Origin of the sequence: Modestobacter versicolor, assembly GCF_014195485.1 — a bacterium.
GTDB classification, from domain to species: Bacteria; Actinomycetota; Actinomycetes; order Mycobacteriales; family Geodermatophilaceae; genus Modestobacter; species Modestobacter versicolor.
The window spans coordinates 3,904,332-3,921,578 of the sequence record NZ_JACIBU010000001.1 but is presented as its reverse complement, the minus strand read 5'-3'; the positions used below and the strand labels follow the sequence as shown (position 1 = coordinate 3,921,578).

General features: G+C 69.5%; 27 protein-coding genes. All 27 read right to left on the bottom strand.

The features are described 5' to 3' along the window. Positions 1-52: 52 nt before the first annotated feature. Positions 53-274: a translation initiation factor IF-1 gene (gene infA / locus FHX36_RS19215; protein ID WP_012950459.1), complete on the bottom strand. Its 222-nt coding sequence runs from the start codon at positions 272-274 to the stop codon at positions 53-55. A gap of 284 nt (positions 275-558) precedes the next feature. After that, complete coding sequence (map, locus tag FHX36_RS19210) at positions 559-1,362, bottom strand: type I methionyl aminopeptidase (protein ID WP_110550680.1); 804 nt, start codon at positions 1,360-1,362, stop codon at positions 559-561. An 81-nt stretch (positions 1,363-1,443) separates the two neighbouring features. Beyond that, complete coding sequence (locus tag FHX36_RS19205) at positions 1,444-2,055, bottom strand: adenylate kinase (RefSeq protein ID WP_110550646.1); 612 nt, start codon at positions 2,053-2,055, stop codon at positions 1,444-1,446. After that, entirely contained in the window at positions 2,055-3,365 is a 1,311-nt protein-coding gene (secY, locus tag FHX36_RS19200) for a preprotein translocase subunit SecY (protein WP_110550647.1), read from the bottom strand. Before secY ends, FHX36_RS19205 begins: the two co-directional genes overlap by 1 nt. A 218-nt stretch (positions 3,366-3,583) precedes the next feature. Next, the gene (gene rplO / locus FHX36_RS19195) at positions 3,584-4,027 is read right to left on the bottom strand and encodes a 50S ribosomal protein L15 (protein WP_110550648.1); all 444 of its coding nucleotides are present in this window, start codon (positions 4,025-4,027) and stop codon (positions 3,584-3,586) included. A 13-nt stretch (positions 4,028-4,040) separates the two neighbouring features. Next, positions 4,041-4,223: a 50S ribosomal protein L30 gene (gene rpmD, locus FHX36_RS19190; RefSeq protein WP_110550649.1), complete on the bottom strand. Its 183-nt coding sequence runs from the start codon at positions 4,221-4,223 to the stop codon at positions 4,041-4,043. Position 4,224: 1 nt separating this feature from the next. Next, on the bottom strand, positions 4,225-4,866 hold the full coding sequence (gene rpsE, locus FHX36_RS19185) for a 30S ribosomal protein S5 (RefSeq protein ID WP_110550650.1): 642 nt from the start codon (positions 4,864-4,866) through the stop codon (positions 4,225-4,227). Between the two features lie 34 nt (positions 4,867-4,900). Further along, positions 4,901-5,317 (bottom strand): 50S ribosomal protein L18, encoded by a 417-nt coding sequence (rplR, locus tag FHX36_RS19180; RefSeq protein WP_110550651.1) that lies wholly within the window; start codon positions 5,315-5,317, stop codon positions 4,901-4,903. After that, positions 5,317-5,856 carry a 50S ribosomal protein L6 gene (gene rplF, locus FHX36_RS19175; protein ID WP_110550652.1) on the bottom strand — a complete coding sequence of 180 codons (540 nt, stop codon included), beginning with the start codon at positions 5,854-5,856 and terminating at the stop codon, positions 5,317-5,319. The genes rplR and rplF overlap by 1 nt, the downstream gene beginning before the upstream one ends. A gap of 15 nt (positions 5,857-5,871) precedes the next feature. After that, on the bottom strand, positions 5,872-6,276 hold the full coding sequence (gene rpsH / locus FHX36_RS19170; RefSeq protein WP_425487824.1) for a 30S ribosomal protein S8: 405 nt from the start codon (positions 6,274-6,276) through the stop codon (positions 5,872-5,874). 139 nt (positions 6,277-6,415) lie between these two features. Further along, positions 6,416-6,601: a type Z 30S ribosomal protein S14 gene (locus FHX36_RS19165; RefSeq protein ID WP_110550654.1), complete on the bottom strand. Its 186-nt coding sequence runs from the start codon at positions 6,599-6,601 to the stop codon at positions 6,416-6,418. 22 nt (positions 6,602-6,623) lie between these two features. After that, complete coding sequence (gene rplE / locus FHX36_RS19160; protein WP_036334284.1) at positions 6,624-7,208, bottom strand: 50S ribosomal protein L5; 585 nt, start codon at positions 7,206-7,208, stop codon at positions 6,624-6,626. 5 nt (positions 7,209-7,213) lie between these two features. Further along, complete coding sequence (rplX, locus tag FHX36_RS19155) at positions 7,214-7,561, bottom strand: 50S ribosomal protein L24 (protein ID WP_246405513.1); 348 nt, start codon at positions 7,559-7,561, stop codon at positions 7,214-7,216. A 2-nt stretch (positions 7,562-7,563) separates the two neighbouring features. Further along, the gene (gene rplN / locus FHX36_RS19150) at positions 7,564-7,932 is read right to left on the bottom strand and encodes a 50S ribosomal protein L14 (RefSeq protein ID WP_029433456.1); all 369 of its coding nucleotides are present in this window, start codon (positions 7,930-7,932) and stop codon (positions 7,564-7,566) included. 199 nt (positions 7,933-8,131) lie between these two features. After that, positions 8,132-8,431 (bottom strand): 30S ribosomal protein S17, encoded by a 300-nt coding sequence (rpsQ, locus tag FHX36_RS19145; RefSeq protein ID WP_110550655.1) that lies wholly within the window; start codon positions 8,429-8,431, stop codon positions 8,132-8,134. Continuing rightward, a complete protein-coding gene (gene rpmC, locus FHX36_RS19140) occupies positions 8,428-8,661 on the bottom strand; it encodes a 50S ribosomal protein L29 (RefSeq protein WP_091536438.1) in 234 nt (77 codons plus the stop codon). Before rpmC ends, rpsQ begins: the two co-directional genes overlap by 4 nt. After that, positions 8,661-9,077: a 50S ribosomal protein L16 gene (gene rplP / locus FHX36_RS19135; protein ID WP_110550656.1), complete on the bottom strand. Its 417-nt coding sequence runs from the start codon at positions 9,075-9,077 to the stop codon at positions 8,661-8,663. Before rplP ends, rpmC begins: the two co-directional genes overlap by 1 nt. A 2-nt stretch (positions 9,078-9,079) precedes the next feature. Further along, on the bottom strand, positions 9,080-9,994 hold the full coding sequence (rpsC, locus tag FHX36_RS19130) for a 30S ribosomal protein S3 (protein ID WP_110550657.1): 915 nt from the start codon (positions 9,992-9,994) through the stop codon (positions 9,080-9,082). Next, complete coding sequence (gene rplV / locus FHX36_RS19125) at positions 9,994-10,461, bottom strand: 50S ribosomal protein L22 (protein WP_110550658.1); 468 nt, start codon at positions 10,459-10,461, stop codon at positions 9,994-9,996. Before rplV ends, rpsC begins: the two co-directional genes overlap by 1 nt. Positions 10,462-10,482: 21 nt before the next feature. Further along, positions 10,483-10,764, bottom strand: a complete 282-nt coding sequence (gene rpsS / locus FHX36_RS19120; protein WP_110550659.1) for a 30S ribosomal protein S19 — start codon at positions 10,762-10,764, stop codon at positions 10,483-10,485. A gap of 23 nt (positions 10,765-10,787) precedes the next feature. Continuing rightward, complete coding sequence (gene rplB / locus FHX36_RS19115; RefSeq protein ID WP_036334274.1) at positions 10,788-11,621, bottom strand: 50S ribosomal protein L2; 834 nt, start codon at positions 11,619-11,621, stop codon at positions 10,788-10,790. Between the two features lie 44 nt (positions 11,622-11,665). Further along, the gene (gene rplW / locus FHX36_RS19110; RefSeq protein ID WP_014742856.1) at positions 11,666-11,968 is read right to left on the bottom strand and encodes a 50S ribosomal protein L23; all 303 of its coding nucleotides are present in this window, start codon (positions 11,966-11,968) and stop codon (positions 11,666-11,668) included. Next, positions 11,965-12,753: a 50S ribosomal protein L4 gene (rplD, locus tag FHX36_RS19105; protein WP_258372570.1), complete on the bottom strand. Its 789-nt coding sequence runs from the start codon at positions 12,751-12,753 to the stop codon at positions 11,965-11,967. Before rplD ends, rplW begins: the two co-directional genes overlap by 4 nt. Then, positions 12,750-13,415 carry a 50S ribosomal protein L3 gene (gene rplC / locus FHX36_RS19100; RefSeq protein ID WP_110550660.1) on the bottom strand — a complete coding sequence of 222 codons (666 nt, stop codon included), beginning with the start codon at positions 13,413-13,415 and terminating at the stop codon, positions 12,750-12,752. The genes rplD and rplC overlap by 4 nt, the downstream gene beginning before the upstream one ends. A 14-nt stretch (positions 13,416-13,429) precedes the next feature. Continuing rightward, complete coding sequence (gene rpsJ / locus FHX36_RS19095; RefSeq protein ID WP_014742859.1) at positions 13,430-13,735, bottom strand: 30S ribosomal protein S10; 306 nt, start codon at positions 13,733-13,735, stop codon at positions 13,430-13,432. A gap of 118 nt (positions 13,736-13,853) precedes the next feature. Further along, positions 13,854-15,047: an elongation factor Tu gene (gene tuf, locus FHX36_RS19090; RefSeq protein ID WP_110550661.1), complete on the bottom strand. Its 1,194-nt coding sequence runs from the start codon at positions 15,045-15,047 to the stop codon at positions 13,854-13,856. A gap of 97 nt (positions 15,048-15,144) precedes the next feature. Then, positions 15,145-17,244 carry an elongation factor G gene (fusA, locus tag FHX36_RS19085; protein ID WP_110550662.1) on the bottom strand — a complete coding sequence of 700 codons (2,100 nt, stop codon included), beginning with the start codon at positions 17,242-17,244 and terminating at the stop codon, positions 15,145-15,147. Positions 17,245-17,247 lie beyond the last annotated feature (3 nt).

The window sequence follows — 17,247 nt, the reverse complement described above, 5'->3', positions numbered from 1 at the left end:
TGTAGATCGTGCGCCGGCCCCGGCCCCGGTCAGGGGCCCCACCGGCGGTGGGTTACTTGTAGCGGTAGACGATGCGACCGCGCGTCAGGTCGTAGGGCGAGAGCTCCACGACCACGCGGTCCTCGGGCAGGATGCGGATGTAGTGCTGCCGCATCTTGCCGCTGATGTGGGCGAGCACCCGGTGCCCGTTCTGCAGTTCGACCCGGAACATCGCGTTGGGCAGTGGTTCGACGACACGACCCTCGACCTCGATGGCCCCGTCCTTCTTCGCCACGCCTACACGGCCTCCTCGTTCGATCGACCTGCATGCGCCCATGCCGGAACCGGCAGGGCGGTGGATCTGGGTTCAGCACTGACGTGCTGGATGCGGTGGTGCGGGCGATCTCGCAGAGGGCGTCCGGTCCCTGCGGCCACAGCAGGACGACGGACGGCGCGAACGCCAACGGCCACTGTACTCCCAGGAGCACCCGCTCTCCAACCCGGGGGCTGGGTGATGGAGGACCCTCCTGCAGGGGCCCGTTGCGAGCCTGCGAGCGACGGGGGGCAGGAGGGTCTTCCTCAGACGCGGGGAGTGACCCCGAACGGTGCGAGGCCGGCCACGCCGCCGTCCTCCGCGGTGAGCACCCACGGACCCTCGGGCGTGATCGCCACGGTGTGCTCGAAGTGCGCCGCGCGGGAGCCGTCCTTGGTGACCACGGTCCAGCCGTCGTCGAGCTCGGCGGTGGCCGGGTCGCCCACGGTCACCATCGGCTCGATCGCCAGCACCAGGCCGGGCACCAGCTTGGGCCCGCGGCCGGCGCGGCCGTAGTTGAGCACGTGCGGGTCCTGGTGCATCTCGGTGCCGATGCCGTGGCCGCCGTAGTGGTCGACGATCCCGTACGGGTGCTCGTGGGCGGTGATCGACTCCTCGACCGCGTGGCTGATGTCGGTCAGCCGGCCACCGGCGACGGCCCGGGCCAGCCCCGCCCACATCGAGCGTTCGGTCACCTCGAGCAGCGCGGCGTCGGCGGCGGAGGCCTCCCCCACCGTCACGGTCACCGCGGAGTCGCTGTGCCAGCCGTCGAGGACCGCGCCGCAGTCGATCGAGATGTTGTCGCCCTCGGCGAGCACCCGGTCCGGGCTGGGGATCCCGTGCACGACCTCGTCGTTGATCGACGCGCAGATCGTGCCGGTGAAGCCGTGGTAGCCGAGGAAGTTGGGCACCGCGCCCCGGGAGCGGATGTGCGCCTCGGCGATCGCGTCGAGCTCACCGGTGGTCACGCCCGGGCGGACGGCGGCCTTGACCGCTGCCAGCGCGCCGGCGGTGACCAGGCCGGAGGCCCGCATCAGCTCGATCTCGTGCGCGGTCTTGATCTGGATCATGCGTCCACTCCACTTCGCCAGCAGCGGCAGCCGGGCCAGCAGGGCGGCTCCGCGGTCACCGTGCACCGCGACCTCGCGGTCTCAGTCCTCGGCCGGTTCGTCAGCCAGCGCCTCGTCGGCCCCGAGGGCCTCCAGGGCGCGATGGGTGACCTCGTCGATCTCACCGATCGCGTTGATCCGGCTCAGTAGGCCGGCCTGCTCGTAGAAGCCCGACAGCGGCGCGGTCTGTTCCCGGTAGACCTCCAGGCGGTGCCGGACGGTCTCGGGCTTGTCGTCGTCGCGCTGGACCCACTCGCCGTCGACGAGCATGCGGCGGCCGGAGAGCCGGCGGACCAGCTCGTCCTCGTCGACGACCAGCTCGAGGCACCGGTCCAGCACGTTGCCCATCTCGGCCAGCGAGTCACGCAGCTGCTCGGCCTGGGCGATGGTGCGCGGGAACCCGTCGAGCAGGAAGCCGGCCTTCGCGTCGGGCTCGGCCAGCCGGTCGGAGACCATCGCCACGGTGATCGCGTCGGGGACGAGGTCCCCGGCGTCCATGTAGGTCTTGGCCTTCTGGCCGAGCTCGGTCTGCCCGCTCACGTTCGCGCGGAAGATGTCGCCGGTCGAGATCGCCGGCACGCCCAGGCGCCCGGCGATGATCTGCGCCTGGGTCCCCTTGCCCGCTCCGGGAGGGCCCAGCAGGACGACGCGCACTAGCGGAGGAACCCTTCGTAGCTGCGCTGGTTGAGCTGCGTCTCGATCTGCTTCACCGTCTCCAAGCCCACTCCCACCATGATCAGCACCGCGGTCCCGCCGAACGGGAAGTTCTGGTTCTGCCCCTCCTGCGTGATCGACAGGAACAGGTTGGGCAGCACCGCCACCAACCCGAGGTAGATCGCGCCGGGCAGCGTGATCCGGGACAGCACGTACTGCAGGTACTCCGCGGTGGGGCGGCCGGGACGGATGCCGGGGATGAAGCCGCCGTAGCGCTTCATGTCGTCGGCCCGTTCCTCGGGGTTGAACGTGATCGACACGTAGAAGTAGGTGAAGAAGACGATCAGCGCGAAGTACACCGCGATGTGCACCGGGCTGCTCTGGTCGACCACGTAGTTCTCGAAGAACCGCCGGACCGGACCGGTCGAGTCACCCTGGAGCTGGGTGATCAGCTGGGGCAGGTACAGCAGGGACGACGCGAAGATGACCGGGATGACGCCGGCCTGGTTGACCTTCAGCGGCAGGTAGGTCGAGGTCCCGCCGTACATCCGGCGGCCGACCATGCGCTTGGCGTACTGCACCGGGATGCGCCGCTGCGCCTGCTCGACGTAGACCACCGAGGCGATGATCAGCACCGCCAGGATGCAGATGAGCGTGAAGACGAAGCCGCCGCGGCTCTGCAGGATGGCGCCGCCCTCGGCGGGGATGCGGGCCGCGATCGAGGTGAAGATCAGCACGGACATGCCGTTGCCGATCCCCTTCTCGGTGAGCAGCTCGCCCAGCCACATGATCACGGCGGTACCGGCGGTCAGCGTGACGACCAGGACGATCGTGGTCCACACCGAGTCCGACGGGATGATGTCCTGCTGGCAGTTCGGGAAGAGCTGGCCGCTGCGGGCCAGGGCGATGATCCCGGTGCTCTGCAGCACGGCGAGCGCGATCGTCAGGTAGCGGGTGTACTGGGTCAGCTTCTGCTGGCCCGACTGCCCTTCCTTCTTCAGCTGCTCGAACCGCGGGATGACCACGACCAGCAGCTGCACGATGATGCTCGCGGTGATGTACGGCATGATGCCGAGCGCGAAGACCGAGAGCCGCAGCAGTGCGCCGCCGGAGAACAGGTTGACCAGCGAGTAGACGTCGCGCTGGTCCGAGGCGTTGGCCTGGTCCAGGCAGCTGTTGATCGCCTCGATGGAGACACCGGGACCGGGCACGCTGGCACCCAGCCGGTAGATGGCGATCAGCGCCAGGGAGAACAGCAGCTTGCGCCGGAGGTCTGGCGTCCGGAACGCCGCGGCGAACGCCTGCAGCACGTGCCCTCCCCGAGTCGGTCGTATGAGGCTATCAACGTCAGGCCGCGACCCCCTCCCCCCGTCCGCCGGTGCGGCGGCGCGGTGGGGCGGGGCGCGGTCGGTGGTGCCTCCGGCCGATCACCGGCCGGACAGCAGAAGGCCCCCCTGCAGGTGGCCCCCTCCCGGTCCCGGTCGTGCTCGGGACGGGGAGGAGGGACCTCCTACAGGGGGGTCCTCGCTCAGATCTGGGTGGTGCTGCCCCCGGCAGCGCCGATCTTCTCCTCGGCGGACTTCGAGAAGGCGTGCGCCTGCACGTCGACCTTCACCCCGCCGAGCTCGCCGGTGCCGAGCACCTTGACCGGCTGACCGCGCCGGACCGCGCCGGCGTTCGCCAGCGTGTCCGGGTCGATCGTGCCGCCCTGCGGGAACAGGGAGGCGATCCGGTCCAGGTTGACGACCTGGAAGACGACCTTGTTGTTGTTCTTGAAGCCCGAGAGCTTCGGCAGCCGCATGTGCAGGGGGGTCTGGCCACCCTCGAAGCGGGCAGAGACCTGCACGCGGGCGCCGGAGCCCTTGGTGCCGCGACCAGCCGTCTTGCCCTTGGAACCCTCACCACGACCGACACGGGTCTTCTTGGTGTGGGCACCGGGGGCCGGACGCAGGTGGTGGACCTTGAGAGTCATGGTGTTCCCCTGCTCAGACGATCTCTTCGACGGTGACCAGGTGCGGCACCGTCGCGACCATCCCGCGGATCTCGGGACGGTCCTCCTTGACGACCGAGTCGCTGATCCGCTTCAGCCCGAGCGAACGCAGCGTCTGGCGCTGGTTCGGCTTGGTGCCGATGGTCGACTTGATCTGGGTGACCTTCAGCTGAGCCATCTCAGACCCCCTGACCGGCCCGCGCGCGCAGCATGGCGGCCGGGGCGACGTCCTCCAGGGGCAGACCGCGGCGAGCCGCGATCTCCTCGGGGCGGACGAGGTCCTTCAGCGCCTGCATGGTCGCGTGGACGATGTTGATCGGGTTCGAGGACCCGAGGCTCTTGGAGAGCACGTCGTGGATCCCGGCGCACTCGAGGACGGCGCGCACCGGACCACCGGCGATGACCCCGGTACCCGGGCTGGCCGGCTTCAGCAGCACGACACCGGCCGCCGCCTCACCCTGCACGGGGTGCGGGATGGTGCTGGCGATGCGCGGCACCTTGTAGAAGTGCTTTTTGGCCTCCTCGACGCCCTTGGCGATCGCCGCGGGCACCTCCTTGGCCTTGCCGTAGCCGACGCCCACGGTGCCGTCGCCGTCGCCGACGATCACCAGCGCGGTGAAGCTGAAGCGCCGACCGCCCTTGACGACCTTCGAGACGCGGTTGATCGCGACCACGCGCTCGATGAACTGGCTCTTCTCGGCGGCACCGCCGCCGGGGCCGCGGCCGCCGTCACGACGGTCGCGGCGGTCGTTGCCGCCGCCGGCGCCACCGGGGCCACCCGTCCCGCCGGCGCCACCGCCGCGTCGCTGTGGTCCTGGCATCAGACGTCCCTCTCGATCTCGGTGATGGTGCTCATCAGAAGTCCAGCCCGCCCTCGCGGGCGCCGTCGGCCAGAGCCGCGATGCGCCCGGCGTACCGGTTGCCGCCACGGTCGAAGACGACCGCAGCGATGCCGGCGGCCTTGGCGCGCTCGGCGACCAGAGCACCGACCTGGCGCGCGAGGGCGGACTTGTCGCCCTCGGCGCCCTTCAGGCTGGCGTCCATGGTGGACGCGCTGGCCAGGGTGCGGCCGACGGTGTCGTCCACGACCTGGACGTGGATGTGCCGGGAGCTGCGCTTGACGACCAGGCGCGGGCGCTCCGGCGTGCCACCCACCCGCTTGCGCAGGCGGTTGTGACGGCGCAGCCGCGAGGTGCGGCGCGCAGTGCTGACGTCGGTGCCGACGGGCTTGTGCACCCGGGCACCCTTCTCGGTCTTGGCTGCCTGTGCCATCACTTGCCCGTCTTCCCGACCTTGCGCTTGACGACCTCGCCCTGGTACCGCACGCCCTTGCCCTTGTACGGGTCGGGCTTGCGGATCTTGCGGATCTTGGCCGCGACCTCGCCGACCTGCTGCTTGTCGATGCCGGTCACCCGCAGGCGGGTGGGGGCCTCGACGGTGAAGGAGATCCCCTCGGGGGCCTTCACGACGACCGGGTGGCTGAAGCCGAGGGCGAACTCGAGGTCCGACCCGCGGGCCTGCACGCGGTAACCGACACCGACGATCTCCAGGGTCTTGTCGTACCCCTGGGTGACGCCGGTGATCATGTTCGCGATGAGGGTGCGGGAGAGGCCGTGCAGCGCACGGCTCTCGCGCTCGTCGTCGGGGCGCTGCACCAGCAGCGTCCCCTCCTCAGCGCGCTCGACGGTGATGGGAGCGGCCACCGTGTGGCTCAGCTTCCCCTTCGGGCCGGAGACGTTGATCGTGCGTCCGTCGATGGCGACGTCCACACCGCTCGGCACCGGAATCGGGAGTCGTCCGATCCGTGACATGTCTGCTCGCTCCTCTTACCAGACGTAGGCGAGGACTTCCCCACCCACGCCCTTCTTGGTCGCCTGCTTGTCGGTCAGCAGCCCGGTGGAGGTGGAGATGATCGCCACCCCGAGGCCGCCGAGCACCTTGGGCAGGGCAGTCGACTTCGCGTAGACCCGGAGGCCGGGCTTGGACACCCGCCGGACGCCGGCGATGCTGCGCTCACGGTTCGGGCCGTACTTGAGGGTGACCACGAGCTCCTTGCGGATGTGGCCGTCCACCTCGACGTCGTTGACGGTCCAGCCGCCGATGTAACCCTCCTTCTGGAGGATCTCGGCGATGTGCGTCTTGAGCTTCGACGACGGCATGGCAGCTGCGTCGTGGTACGCCTGGTTGGCGTTCCGCAGCCGCGTGAGCATGTCCGCGATCGGGTCGGTCATCGTCATGGGTGTGTGTTGCCTCTCTCACCGCGGTTCCGCACGCTGTCGTGCGCGGGCCTCTCGGCGACGTGGGTGGTGCTCCGGGTCGTGCTCGGGAGCGAGCGGCCCGCCCCGGTGGGGGCGGACCGGCGTGCAGGTGCTACCAGCTGGACTTGGTCACGCCGGGCAGCTCGCCGGCGTGCGCCATCTCGCGCACGCAGATCCGGCAGAGGCCGAACTTGCGGTACACGGCGTGCGGACGCCCGCAACGCTGGCAGCGGGTGTAGGCGCGGACGGCGAACTTGGGCTTGCGCGCCGCCTTGTTGACAAGAGCCTTCTTGGCCATCTCTGGGTCTCCTCGCCCGCGGTCAGCGGGTCGCGTTCACGACGGTCTGGCCGGCGAAGGGGAACCCGAGCAGGCTGAGCAGCTCGCGACCCTCCTCGTCGGTGGTGGCGGTGGTCACCAGGGTGATGTCCATGCCGCGCGGCCGGTCGATCTTGTCGACGTCGATCTCGCGGAACATCGACTGCTCGGTCAGACCGAACGTGTAGTTGCCGTGACCGTCGAACTGCTTGGGGTTCAGCCCACGGAAGTCACGGATGCGGGGCAGGGCCAGCGACAGCAGCCGGTCCAGGAACTCCCACATGCGGTCGCCGCGGAGGGTGACCTTGGCGCCGATCGGCATGCCCTCGCGCAGCTTGAACTGCGCGATGGACTTGCGGGCGCGGACGACGGCCGGCTTCTGGCCGGTGATGGCGGTGAGGTCGCGGACCGCGCCGTCCATCAGCTTGGCGTCGCGGGTGGCCTCGCCGACGCCCATGTTGACGACGATCTTGACCAGGCCGGGGATCTGCATGACGTTCGGGTAGCCGAACTCCGACTGCAGCGCCGGCGCGATCTCCTCGCGGTAGCGGGCCAGCATGCGGGGCAGCTCGCGGGTGGGTGCGCTCATGGTGGTCAGAGGTCCTTACCGGTGCGCCGCGAGACCCGGATGCTGCGGCCTTCCTCGTCCTTGCGGTAGCCGACCCGGGTCGGCTTGTCCTCGGAGTCGATGACCATCACGTTGCTCACGTGGACGGCCGCCTCCTGCGTGACGATCCCGCCCGACTGGGCTCCGCGCTGGGTGGTGCTGATCCGGGTGTGCTTCTTCACCCGGCCGATGCCCTCGACGAGGACCTTCTGGGTCTTGGGGAAGGCGGCGATGACGCGGCCCTTCGCACCCTTGTCCTTGCCGGACAGGACGACGACCTGGTCGCCCTTCTTGACCTTCATCGACGGGGTCTTCCCGCTCGTCGGCTGAGCCATGGTCACAACACCTCCGGAGCGAGCGAGATGATCCGCATGAAGCGCTTGTCACGGAGCTCCCGGCCCACGGGGCCGAAGATGCGCGTGCCGCGCGGGTCGCCGCTGTCGCGGATGATGACCGCGGCGTTCTCGTCGAAGCGGATGTAGGAACCGTCGGGACGACGGCGCTCCTTCACCGTGCGGACGACGACGGCCTTGACCACGTCGCCCTTCTTCACGCCGGCGCCGGGCAGCGCGTCCTTGACGGTGGCGACGATGACGTCACCGATGCCCGCGTAGCGCCGCCCCGACCCGCCGAGCACGCGGATGCACAAGATCTCCTTGGCACCGGTGTTGTCGGCGACTCGCAGTCGCGACTCCTGCTGGATCACTACCTGCTCCTGAATCTGAGAGACGACAGCCGGACCGGATCGGTGAACCGGCTGTCCGGTACCCACGTGCGGACGCACCGGCAGCGTGTGCCGCCGGTGCGTCCGAGCACGGGACCGGGATGCGGCGCGCACCGGAGGGCGCGCCAGTCGTCCAGGGTACTCCTGGCTCACCGGCCTCGGGAGGCCGGTACCGAACTGCTTACTTGGCCTTCTCGACGACGGTCACCAGACGCCAGCGCTTGGTGGCCGAGAGCGGGCGCGTCTCCATGATCTGCACCCGGTCGCCGATGCCGGCGGTGTTGTCCTCGTCGTGCGCCTTGAGCTTGCTCGTGCGGCGCAGGACCTTGCCGTACAGGCCGTGCTTCACGCGGTCCTCGACCTCGACCACGATCGTCTTGTGCATCTTGTCGCTGACCACCAGGCCCTCGCGGACCTTGCGGTAGCCACGGCCGGCAAGACCCGGGCCGCTGGCGGCCTGCGTCTGCTCGCTCTCGCTCATGCCACACCCTCGTTCGGGGCGACCGAGAGGCCCAGCTCGCGCTCGCGCATGATCGTGTAGATCCGGGCGATGTCACGGCGGACGGTCTGCAGTCGCCGGTTGTTGTCCAGCTGGCCGGTGGCCACCTGGAAGCGCAGGTTGAACAGCTCTTCGCGCGACTCGCGCAGCCGGGTGGCCAGCTCGTCGGCGGACAGCTCGCGCAGCTCGGGCGCGGACAGTCCGGCGGCCATCACACCTCTCCTTCGCGAGTGATGAAGCGGCACTTCATGGGCAGCTTGTGGATCGCGCGGCGCATGGCCTCGCGGGCCACGGGCTCGGCGACACCGGACAGCTCGAACATGATCCGGCCCGGCTTGACGTTCGCCACCCACCACTCGGGCGAGCCCTTGCCGGAACCCATGCGGGTCTCGGCCGGCTTCTTGGTCAGCGGACGGTCGGGGTAGATCGAGATCCACACCTTGCCGCCACGCTTGATGTGGCGGGTCATGGCGATACGAGCGGACTCGATCTGCCGGTTCGTGACGTACGCGGGCTCGAGGGCCTGGATCGCGAAGTCACCGAAGTTGATCGCGGTGCCGCCCTTGGCAGCACCCGAGCGGCTCGGGTGGTGCTGCTTGCGGTGCTTGACCCGACGGGGGATCAGCATGATCAGGCCTCCGTGTTCTCGGCACCGGCGGCCTGCGCCGTCGCGGTGCCCTCGGCGCCGACTGCCTCGCCGACGCTCTGCTCGGGAGCGACCTCACCGGAGGTGACGGCCACGGCGGCTGCCGTGGTGTCCTCCACCGGGCTGGTCGGCCCCTCGGCGGCGGCGCGACCGGCCTCGGTCCCGCCGGCGGTGGTGCCGGTCGAACCCGACCGGCGCTGCGGGCGCTGGGCCCGCTCACGGCGCTGCTGACGCTGGGCGAGGGCCTCGAGGGCCTCCCGCTCGGCGCGCGAACCGCTGGCGTCGCCCTTGTAGATCCAGACCTTCACGCCGATGCGGCCGAAGGTCGTGCGGGCCTCGTAGATGCCGTAGTCGATGTTCGCGCGGAGCGTGTGCAGGGGCACCCGACCCTCGCGGTAGAACTCCGACCGGCTCATCTCCGTGCCGCCGAGGCGACCCGAGCACTGCACCCGGATGCCCTTGACCTGCGGGCTGCGCTGCGCGGACTGCATCGCCTTGCGCATGGCACGGCGGAAGCTGACCCGGCTGGAGAGCTGCTCGGCGACGCCCTGGGCGACCAGCTGCGCGTCGGACTCGGGGTTCTTGACCTCGAGGATGTTCAGCTGCACCTGCTTGCCGGTGAGCTTCTCCAGCTCGCCGCGGATGCGGTCGGCCTCGGCGCCGCGGCGGCCGATGACGATGCCCGGGCGAGCGGTGTGGATGTCCACGCGGACGCGGTCACGGGTGCGCTCGATCTCCACCTTCGAGATGCCGGCGCGCTCCATGCCCTTGCCCATGAGCTTGCGGATGGCCACGTCTTCCTTGACGTAGTCGGCGTACAGCTTGTCCGCGTACCACCGGGACTTGTAGTCGGTGGTGATGCCGAGCCGGAACCCGTGCGGGTTGACCTTCTGACCCACTAGCGGGTCCCTCCCCTCGTGTTGCTCTTCTGCTGCTGGGTGGCGGGACCGGACTGGCCGGTGTCCCGACGTGCCTTGCGCGACCGCTGCGCGAGCTCCGCGCTGGTGGTCACCTCGCTCACCTCGACGGTGATGTGGCTGGTCCGCTTGTTGATGCGGAATGCCCGGCCCTGCGCACGCGGACGGATCCGCTTGAGCGTGGGGCCCTCGTCGACGAACGCGGCGGAGACGACGAGCGCGGTCGGGTCCAGACGCAGGTTGTGCTCTGCGTTGGCGACGGCGCTGGCGACGACCTTGGCCACCGGCTCGCTCGCGGTCTGCGGCGCGAAGCGCAGCAGGGCGAGTGCCTCATCGGTCGGCAGGTAGCGGATCATGTCCACCACCCGCCGGGCCTTCATGGGGGTGACGCGGACGAACCGGGCGGTGGCCCGGGCGACCGGCGTCTCCTGTCCCAACTGGGAAGTCATGTGACTCTCTTCTCTACCTGGTCAGCCGCGCCGCGACCGGCGGTCGTCCTTGATGTGCCCACGGAAGGTGCGCGTGGGCGCGAACTCGCCGAGCTTGTGCCCGACCATCGCCTCGGTGACGAACACCGGGACGTGCTTGCGGCCGTCGTGCACGGCGATCGTGTGCCCGAGCATGTCGGGGATGATCGTCGAGCGCCGCGACCAGGTGCGGATGACGTTCTTGGTGCCCTTGTCGTTCTGGGCGTCCACCTTGGCGAGCAGGTGGTCGTCGACGAACGGGCCCTTCTTGAGGCTGCGTGGCATGTCTGTCGGACTCCTCTACCCGCTCAGCGCTTCTTGTTGGTGCGCCGGCGGCGCACGATCAGGGCGTCACTGGCCTTCCGCTTGCGCGTCCGGCCCTCCGGCTTGCCCTTGGGGTTGACCGGGTGCCGGCCACCGGAGGTCTTGCCCTCACCACCACCGTGCGGGTGGTCGACCGGGTTCATGGCGACACCGCGGACGGTCGGGCGCTTGCCCTTCCACCGCATGCGGCCGGCCTTGCCCCAGTTGATGTTGGACTGCTCGGCGTTGCCGACCTCGCCGATGGTGGCGCGGCAGCGGACGTCGACGTTGCGGATCTCGCCGGACGGCATGCGCAGCTGGGCGAAGCGACCCTCGCGGGCCACCAGCTGGACGCTGGTGCCAGCCGAGCGGGCGATCTTCGCGCCGCCACCGGGCCGCAGCTCGATGGCGTGGATGACCGTGCCGACCGGGATGTTGCGCAGCGGCAGGTTGTTGCCCGGCTTGATGTCGGCCGCGGGGCCGCACTCGACCGTGTCGCCCTGCTTCAGCTTCGCCGGGGCGATGATGTAGCGCTTCTCTCCGTCGGCGAAGTGCAGCAGCGCGATGCGCGAGGTGCGGTTCGGGTCGTACTCGATGTGCGCGACCTTGGCCGGCACGCCGTCCTTGTCCGCCCGGCGGAAGTCGATCAGCCGGTAGGCGCGCTTGTGCCCGCCGCCCTGGTGGCGCGCCGTGACGCGCCCGTGGACGTTGCGCCCACCGCGGCCGTGCAGCGGCCGGACCAGCGACTTCTCGGGGTGGTCGCGGGTGACCTCGGCGAAGTCGGCGACGGACGAGCCGCGGCGGCCCGGCGTCGTCGGCTTGTACTTACGGATGGCCATGGTTCCTCAGAGTCCTCTGGTCCGATCGGTGGGTCCGGGTGCCGTCAGGCGCCCGGGCCCCCGAAGAGCTCGATGCGGTCGCCGGGGGCCACGGAGACGATGGCGCGCTTGGTGTCCTTGCGCTTGCCCATCACAGCGCCCTTCGAGCGCTTCCTCTTGCCCTGACGGTTGATCGTGTTGACGGCGAGGACCTTCACGTTGAAGACCTGCTGCACAGCGATCTTGATCTGGGTCTTGTTGGCGTCGGGCCGGACGATGAACGTGTACTTGTTCTCGTCCAGGAGGCCGTAGCTCTTCTCCGAGATGACCGGGGACAGCAGGACGTCCCGGGGGTCGCGGACGCTCATGCCTTCTCCTCAGTGGTGTCCTCGGTGGTCGCCGGGGCGATCGAGGGGGCGGTCTCCTCGACCTCGGTGGTGCTGAGGTCGGGCAGCTCGGCCGAGCTGGCCTCGCCGGTGGCACCCGTCGCGGGGCCGGAGACGAACTCGGCCAGGGCGGTCTCGGTGAAGACCACCTCGTCGGCGACGAGCACGTCGTAGGTGTTCAGCTGACCGGCCTCGATCAGGTGGACCCGCGGCACGTTGCGCAGGCTCACCCAGTTGAGGACGTCGTCGCGGTCGAGGACGACCAGCACGCGCTTGGCGGCGGTGACGGCGTCGAGCACCTTGATCGCGGCCTTGGTCGACGGGGCGTCGCCCTCGACGAAGGCGGAGACCACGTGCACGCGGTCCTCGCGGGCCCGGTCGGAGAGGGCGCCACGCAGGGCGGCGGCCTTCATCTTCTTGGGGGTCTTCTGCTCGTAGTTGCGCGGCACGGGGCCGTGCGAGACGCCACCGCCGGCGAACTGCGGCGCGCGCAGCGAGCCCTGGCGGGCGCGGCCGGTGCCCTTCTGGCGGTAGGGCTTGGCGCCGGTACCGCTGACCTGGGCCCGCGTCTTGGTGGAGTGCGTGCCCTGGCGGGCGGCGGCCAGCTGGGCCACCACGACCTGGTGCATGAGGGAGACGTTGGCGCTGGCGTCGAAGAGGTCACCGGGCAGCGTGACGCTGCCGGCGCTCTCCCCCGCCGCGTTGCGGACCGGGACCTCGCGGTCGGTCCGCGCCTGCGCCTTGGACTCGGCGATCGACTGGCTCACTTGGTGTCACTCCCCACGGGGCCGCCCTTGACCGCGGACCGGACGAGCAGCAGCCCGCCGCGCGGGCCGGGGACGGCGCCCTTGATCAGCACGAGGCCCTTCTCGGCGTCGACCGCGTGCACCTTCAGCGACAGGGTGGTCGTGGTGGCCACGCCCATCCGGCCGGCCATGCGCATGCCCTTGAAGACACGACCCGGGGTCGAGGCCCCGCCGATCGAGCCGGGCGCGCGGTGCTTGCGGTGCGTGCCGTGGCCGGCACCCAGGCCCTTGAAGCCGTGACGCTTCATGACGCCGGCGGTGCCCTTGCCCTTGCTGGTGCCGATGACGTCGACCTTGGTGACGCCGTCGAACACGTCGGTGGTCAGCTCCTGGCCGACCGTGTAGTCGCCGGCGTCCGCGGTGCGGAGCTCGACCACGTGCCGCCGGGGCGTGACGCCCGCCTTGGCGAAGTGCCCGCCCTCGGGCTTGTTCACCTTGCGGGGGTCGATCGCGCCGAACCCGAGCTGGACGGCGGAGTAGCCGTCCTTCTCCGGGGTGCGGACCTGCGTGACCACGCACGGGCCCGCCTTGACGACGGTCACCGGCACGATGCGGTTGTTCTCGTCGAAGACCTGGGTCATCCCCAGCTTCTCGCCGAGGAGACCACGGAATGTGCTCGCCATGTCTGGGACAGCCCTTACTGGATGTTGACGTCGACCGAGGCCGGCAGGTCGATGCGCATGAGCGCGTCGACCGTCTTCGGCGTCGGGTCGAGGATGTCGATGAGCCGCTTGTGCGTGCGCATCTCGAAGTGCTCGCGCGAGTCCTTGTACTTGTGCGGCGAGCGGATGACGCAGTAGACGTTCTTCTCCGTCGGCAGCGGCACCGGGCCGACGACGCGCGCTCCGGTCTTGGTCACCGTGTCCACGATGCGCCGCGCCGAGGCATCGATCGCCTCGTGGTCATAGGCCTTCAGCCGGATGCGGATCTTCTGTCCCGCCATCGGTGTCTTTGCTCCTGCCGATCGGTTGTGAAAGTTCAAGTGGGTCTGCTGACCCTGGGTCGGGTCTCCCGACCCGGCTGACGGGCGGCGGCCGATCCGGCCGCCGCCCGTCAGGGTGTCACTTGTTGATCTTGACGACCCGGCCGGCGCCGACGGTGCGGCCACCCTCACGGATCGCGAAGCGCAGGCCTTCCTCCATGGCGATGGGCTGGATGAGCTCCACCGTCATCTCGGTGTTGTCGCCCGGCATGACCATCTCGGTGCCCGCGGGCAGCGTGACGACGCCGGTGACGTCCGTGGTGCGGAAGTAGAACTGCGGGCGGTAGTTGTTGAAGAACGGCGTGTGCCGGCCGCCCTCGTCCTTCGAGAGGATGTAGACCGAGCCCTCGAAGTTCGTGTGCGGGGTGATGGAACCCGGCTTCACGACGACCTGGCCGCGCTCGACGTCCTCGCGCTTGATGCCGCGCAGCAGCAGACCGACGTTGTCACCGGCCTGGCCCTGGTCGAGCAGCTTGCGGAACATCTCGACGCCGGTGACCGTGGTCTTCGACGAGGTCGGGCGGATGCCGACGATCTCGATCTCCTCGGAGACCTTGACGATGCCGCGCTCCACGCGACCGGTGACGACGGTGCCGCGACCGGTGATGGTGAAGACGTCCTCGACGGGCATGAGGAACGGCTTGTCGATCTCACGCTCGGGCTCGGGGATCGCCGAGTCGACGGCGTCCATGAGCTCCATGAGCTTGTCGCCCCACTCGGCGTCGCCCTCGAGGGCCTTCAGCGCCGAGACGCGGACCACGGGGACGTCGTCGCCCGGGAACTCGTACTCGGACAGCAGCTCGCGGACCTCCAGCTCGACGAGCTCGAGGATCTCCTCGTCGTCGACCATGTCGGCCTTGTTGAGCGCCACGACGATGTAGGGGACACCGACCTGGCGGGCCAGGAGCACGTGCTCCTTGGTCTGCGGCATCGGGCCGTCGGTCGCGGCGACCACCAGGATCGCGCCGTCCATCTGCGCGGCACCGGTGATCATGTTCTTGATGTAGTCGGCGTGCCCGGGGCAGTCGACGTGCGCGTAGTGGCGGTTCTCGGTCTGGTACTCGACGTGAGCGATCGAGATCGTGATGCCGCGGGCCTTCTCCTCGGGCGCCTTGTCGATCTGGTCGAACGCAGACGCCTCGTTGAGGTTCGGGTACTTGTCGTGCAGGACCTTGGTGATCGCCGCGGTCAGCGTCGTCTTGCCGTGGTCGATGTGCCCGATGGTGCCGATGTTGACGTGCGGCTTGGTCCGCTCGAACTTGGCCTTGGCCACTGGGATCCTCTCTCCGTGTCTTCGCAGTCGTGCGCGTGTCTGGGGGTGCGGGCGGTGCTCGCCGGCCGCGGGTGGTCACCCGCGGCCGACCGACTGGTTATTCGCCAGTCGCCTTGGCGATGATCTCCTTGGCGACGTTGGCCGGGACCTCGGCGTACGAGTCGAACACCATGGTGTAGCTCGCCCGTCCCTGGGTGCGGCTGCGCAGGTCGCCCACGTAGCCGAACATCTCCGACAGCGGCACCAGGGCCCGGACGACGCGAGCGCCGGAGCGCTCCTCCATCGCCTGGATGGTCCCGCGGCGGGAGTTCAGGTCGCCGATGACGTCACCCATGTAGTCCTCGGGGGTGACGACCTCGACGGCCATCAGCGGCTCGAGCAGGGCCGGGCTGGCCTTGCGTGCGGCCTCCTTGAAGACCATCGAGCCGGCGATCTTGAAGGCCATCTCCGAGGAGTCGACCTCGTGGTACTGACCGTCGATCAGCGTCGCCTTCACGCCGACCATCGGGTAGCCGGCGAGGATGCCGTACTGCATGGCGTCCTGCATGCCGGCGTCGACCGACGGGATGTACTCCCGCGGGATGCGACCACCGGTCACGGCGTTCTCGAACTCGTAGGTCGGGCCGTCGGCCGCGACCTCGAGGGGCTCGATCGTGACCTGGACCTTCGCGAACTGGCCGGAGCCACCCGTCTGCTTCTTGTGGGTGTAGTCGACCTTCTCGACCCGCTTGCGGATCGTCTCGCGGTAGGCCACCTGCGGCTTGCCGACGTTGGCCTCGACGCGGAACTCGCGGCGCATCCGGTCGACCAGGATCTCCAGGTGGAGCTCGCCCATGCCGGAGATGACGGTCTGGCCGGTCTCCTCGTCCAGGCGGACCTGGAAGGTCGGGTCCTCCTCGGCGAGCTTCTGGATCGCCGTGCCCAGCTTCTCCTGGTCGCCCTTCGTCTTCGGCTCGATGGCGACCGAGATGACCGGGGCCGGGAAGGTCATCGACTCGAGGATGACCGGGCTCTGCGGGTCGCAGAGGGTGTCACCCGTCGTCGTCTGCTTCATGCCGTTGACGGCCACGATCTCGCCGGCGCCCACGCCCGCACGCTCTTCGCGCTTGTTGGCGTGCATCTGGTAGATCTTGCCGACCCGCTCCTTGCGGTCCTTGGTGCTGTTCAGCACCGGGGAGCCCGCGTCGAGCTTGCCGGAGTAGACCCGGATGTAGGTCAGCTTGCCCAGGTGCTGGTCGGTCTGGATCTTGAAGGCCAGCGCGGAGAACGGCTCGTTCTCGTCAGCGTGCCGCAGGACCTCGGTCTCACCGTCGAGCGCGGTGCCGACGATGGCCTCGATGTCCAGCGGGCTGGGCAGGTAGTCCACGACGGCGTCGAGCATGGGCTGGATGCCCTTGTTCTTGAACGCCGTCCCCGTCACGACCGGGTTGACCTGACCGGCGATGGTCGCCTTGCGGATGGCCGCCTTGAGGCGGTCGACTGCGATCTCCTCGCCGCCGAGGTAGTCCTCCATCAGCGAGTCGTCGAAGTCCGCGATGTTCTCGAGCAGCTTCTCGCGGTACTCGGCGGCCTGGTCGGCGAGCTCGGCCGGGATCTCCTCGATGTCGTAGTCCTCGCCCATCTTGGTCTCACCGCGCCAGGTGAGCGCACGCATCTGGACCAGGTCGACGACGCCGATGAAGTCGGCCTCGGCACCGATGGGCAGCTGCAGCACCAGCGGGTTCGCCGCCAGGCGCTCGACCATCATGTCGACGCAGCGGAAGAAGTCCGCGCCGGTGCGGTCGAGCTTGTTGACGAAGCACATGCGCGGGACGCCGTACTTCTCCGCCTGCCGCCAGACCTGCTCGGTCTGCGGCTCGACACCGGCGACGCCGTCGTAGACCGCGACCGCACCGTCGAGCACCCGCAGCGACCGCTCCACCTCGACGGTGAAGTCGACGTGCCCGGGGGTGTCGATGATGTTGATGTCGTGGCCGTTCCAGGAGCACTTGGTCGCGGCGGACGTGATGGTGATGCCGCGCTCCTGCTCCTGCTCCATCCAGTCCATCGTGGCCGCGCCGTCGTGGACTTCACCGATCTTGTAGCTGATGCCGGTGTAGAAGAGGATCCGCTCGGTCGTCGTCGTCTTGCCGGCGTCGATGTGCGCCATGATCCCGATGTTGCGGGTCTTGGCGAGTTGGGCCTCGTTCTGGGCCATGTC

What these genes read in the sequence shown, in the direction of transcription:
- map (WP_110550680.1), bottom strand. Translation starts at nt 1,362, where the DNA reads ATGATCCAGATCAAGACCGCGCACGAGATCGAGCTGATGCGGGCCTCC.
- rplO (WP_110550648.1), bottom strand. Translation starts at nt 4,027, where the DNA reads ATGACTCTCAAGGTCCACCACCTGCGTCCGGCCCCCGGTGCCCACACC.
- rpmD (WP_110550649.1), bottom strand. Translation starts at nt 4,223, where the DNA reads ATGGCTCAGCTGAAGGTCACCCAGATCAAGTCGACCATCGGCACCAAG.
- rpsE (WP_110550650.1), bottom strand. Translation starts at nt 4,866, where the DNA reads ATGCCAGGACCACAGCGACGCGGCGGTGGCGCCGGCGGGACGGGTGGC.
- rplR (WP_110550651.1), bottom strand. Translation starts at nt 5,317, where the DNA reads ATGGCACAGGCAGCCAAGACCGAGAAGGGTGCCCGGGTGCACAAGCCC.
- rplF (WP_110550652.1), bottom strand. Translation starts at nt 5,856, where the DNA reads ATGTCACGGATCGGACGACTCCCGATTCCGGTGCCGAGCGGTGTGGAC.
- rpsH (WP_425487824.1), bottom strand. Translation starts at nt 6,276, where the DNA reads ATGACCGACCCGATCGCGGACATGCTCACGCGGCTGCGGAACGCCAAC.
- FHX36_RS19165 (WP_110550654.1), bottom strand. Translation starts at nt 6,601, where the DNA reads ATGGCCAAGAAGGCTCTTGTCAACAAGGCGGCGCGCAAGCCCAAGTTC.
- rplE (WP_036334284.1), bottom strand. Translation starts at nt 7,208, where the DNA reads ATGAGCGCACCCACCCGCGAGCTGCCCCGCATGCTGGCCCGCTACCGC.
- rplX (WP_246405513.1), bottom strand. Translation starts at nt 7,561, where the DNA reads ATGGCTCAGCCGACGAGCGGGAAGACCCCGTCGATGAAGGTCAAGAAG.
- rpsQ (WP_110550655.1), bottom strand. Translation starts at nt 8,431, where the DNA reads ATGAGCGAGAGCGAGCAGACGCAGGCCGCCAGCGGCCCGGGTCTTGCC.
- rpmC (WP_091536438.1), bottom strand. Translation starts at nt 8,661, where the DNA reads ATGGCCGCCGGACTGTCCGCGCCCGAGCTGCGCGAGCTGTCCGCCGAC.
- rplP (WP_110550656.1), bottom strand. Translation starts at nt 9,077, where the DNA reads ATGCTGATCCCCCGTCGGGTCAAGCACCGCAAGCAGCACCACCCGAGC.
- rplV (WP_110550658.1), bottom strand. Translation starts at nt 10,461, where the DNA reads ATGACTTCCCAGTTGGGACAGGAGACGCCGGTCGCCCGGGCCACCGCC.
- rpsS (WP_110550659.1), bottom strand. Translation starts at nt 10,764, where the DNA reads ATGCCACGCAGCCTCAAGAAGGGCCCGTTCGTCGACGACCACCTGCTC.
- rplB (WP_036334274.1), bottom strand. Translation starts at nt 11,621, where the DNA reads ATGGCCATCCGTAAGTACAAGCCGACGACGCCGGGCCGCCGCGGCTCG.
- rplW (WP_014742856.1), bottom strand. Translation starts at nt 11,968, where the DNA reads ATGAGCGTCCGCGACCCCCGGGACGTCCTGCTGTCCCCGGTCATCTCG.
- rplC (WP_110550660.1), bottom strand. Translation starts at nt 13,415, where the DNA reads ATGGCGAGCACATTCCGTGGTCTCCTCGGCGAGAAGCTGGGGATGACC.
- rpsJ (WP_014742859.1), bottom strand. Translation starts at nt 13,735, where the DNA reads ATGGCGGGACAGAAGATCCGCATCCGGCTGAAGGCCTATGACCACGAG.
- fusA (WP_110550662.1), bottom strand. Translation starts at nt 17,244, where the DNA reads ATGGCCCAGAACGAGGCCCAACTCGCCAAGACCCGCAACATCGGGATC.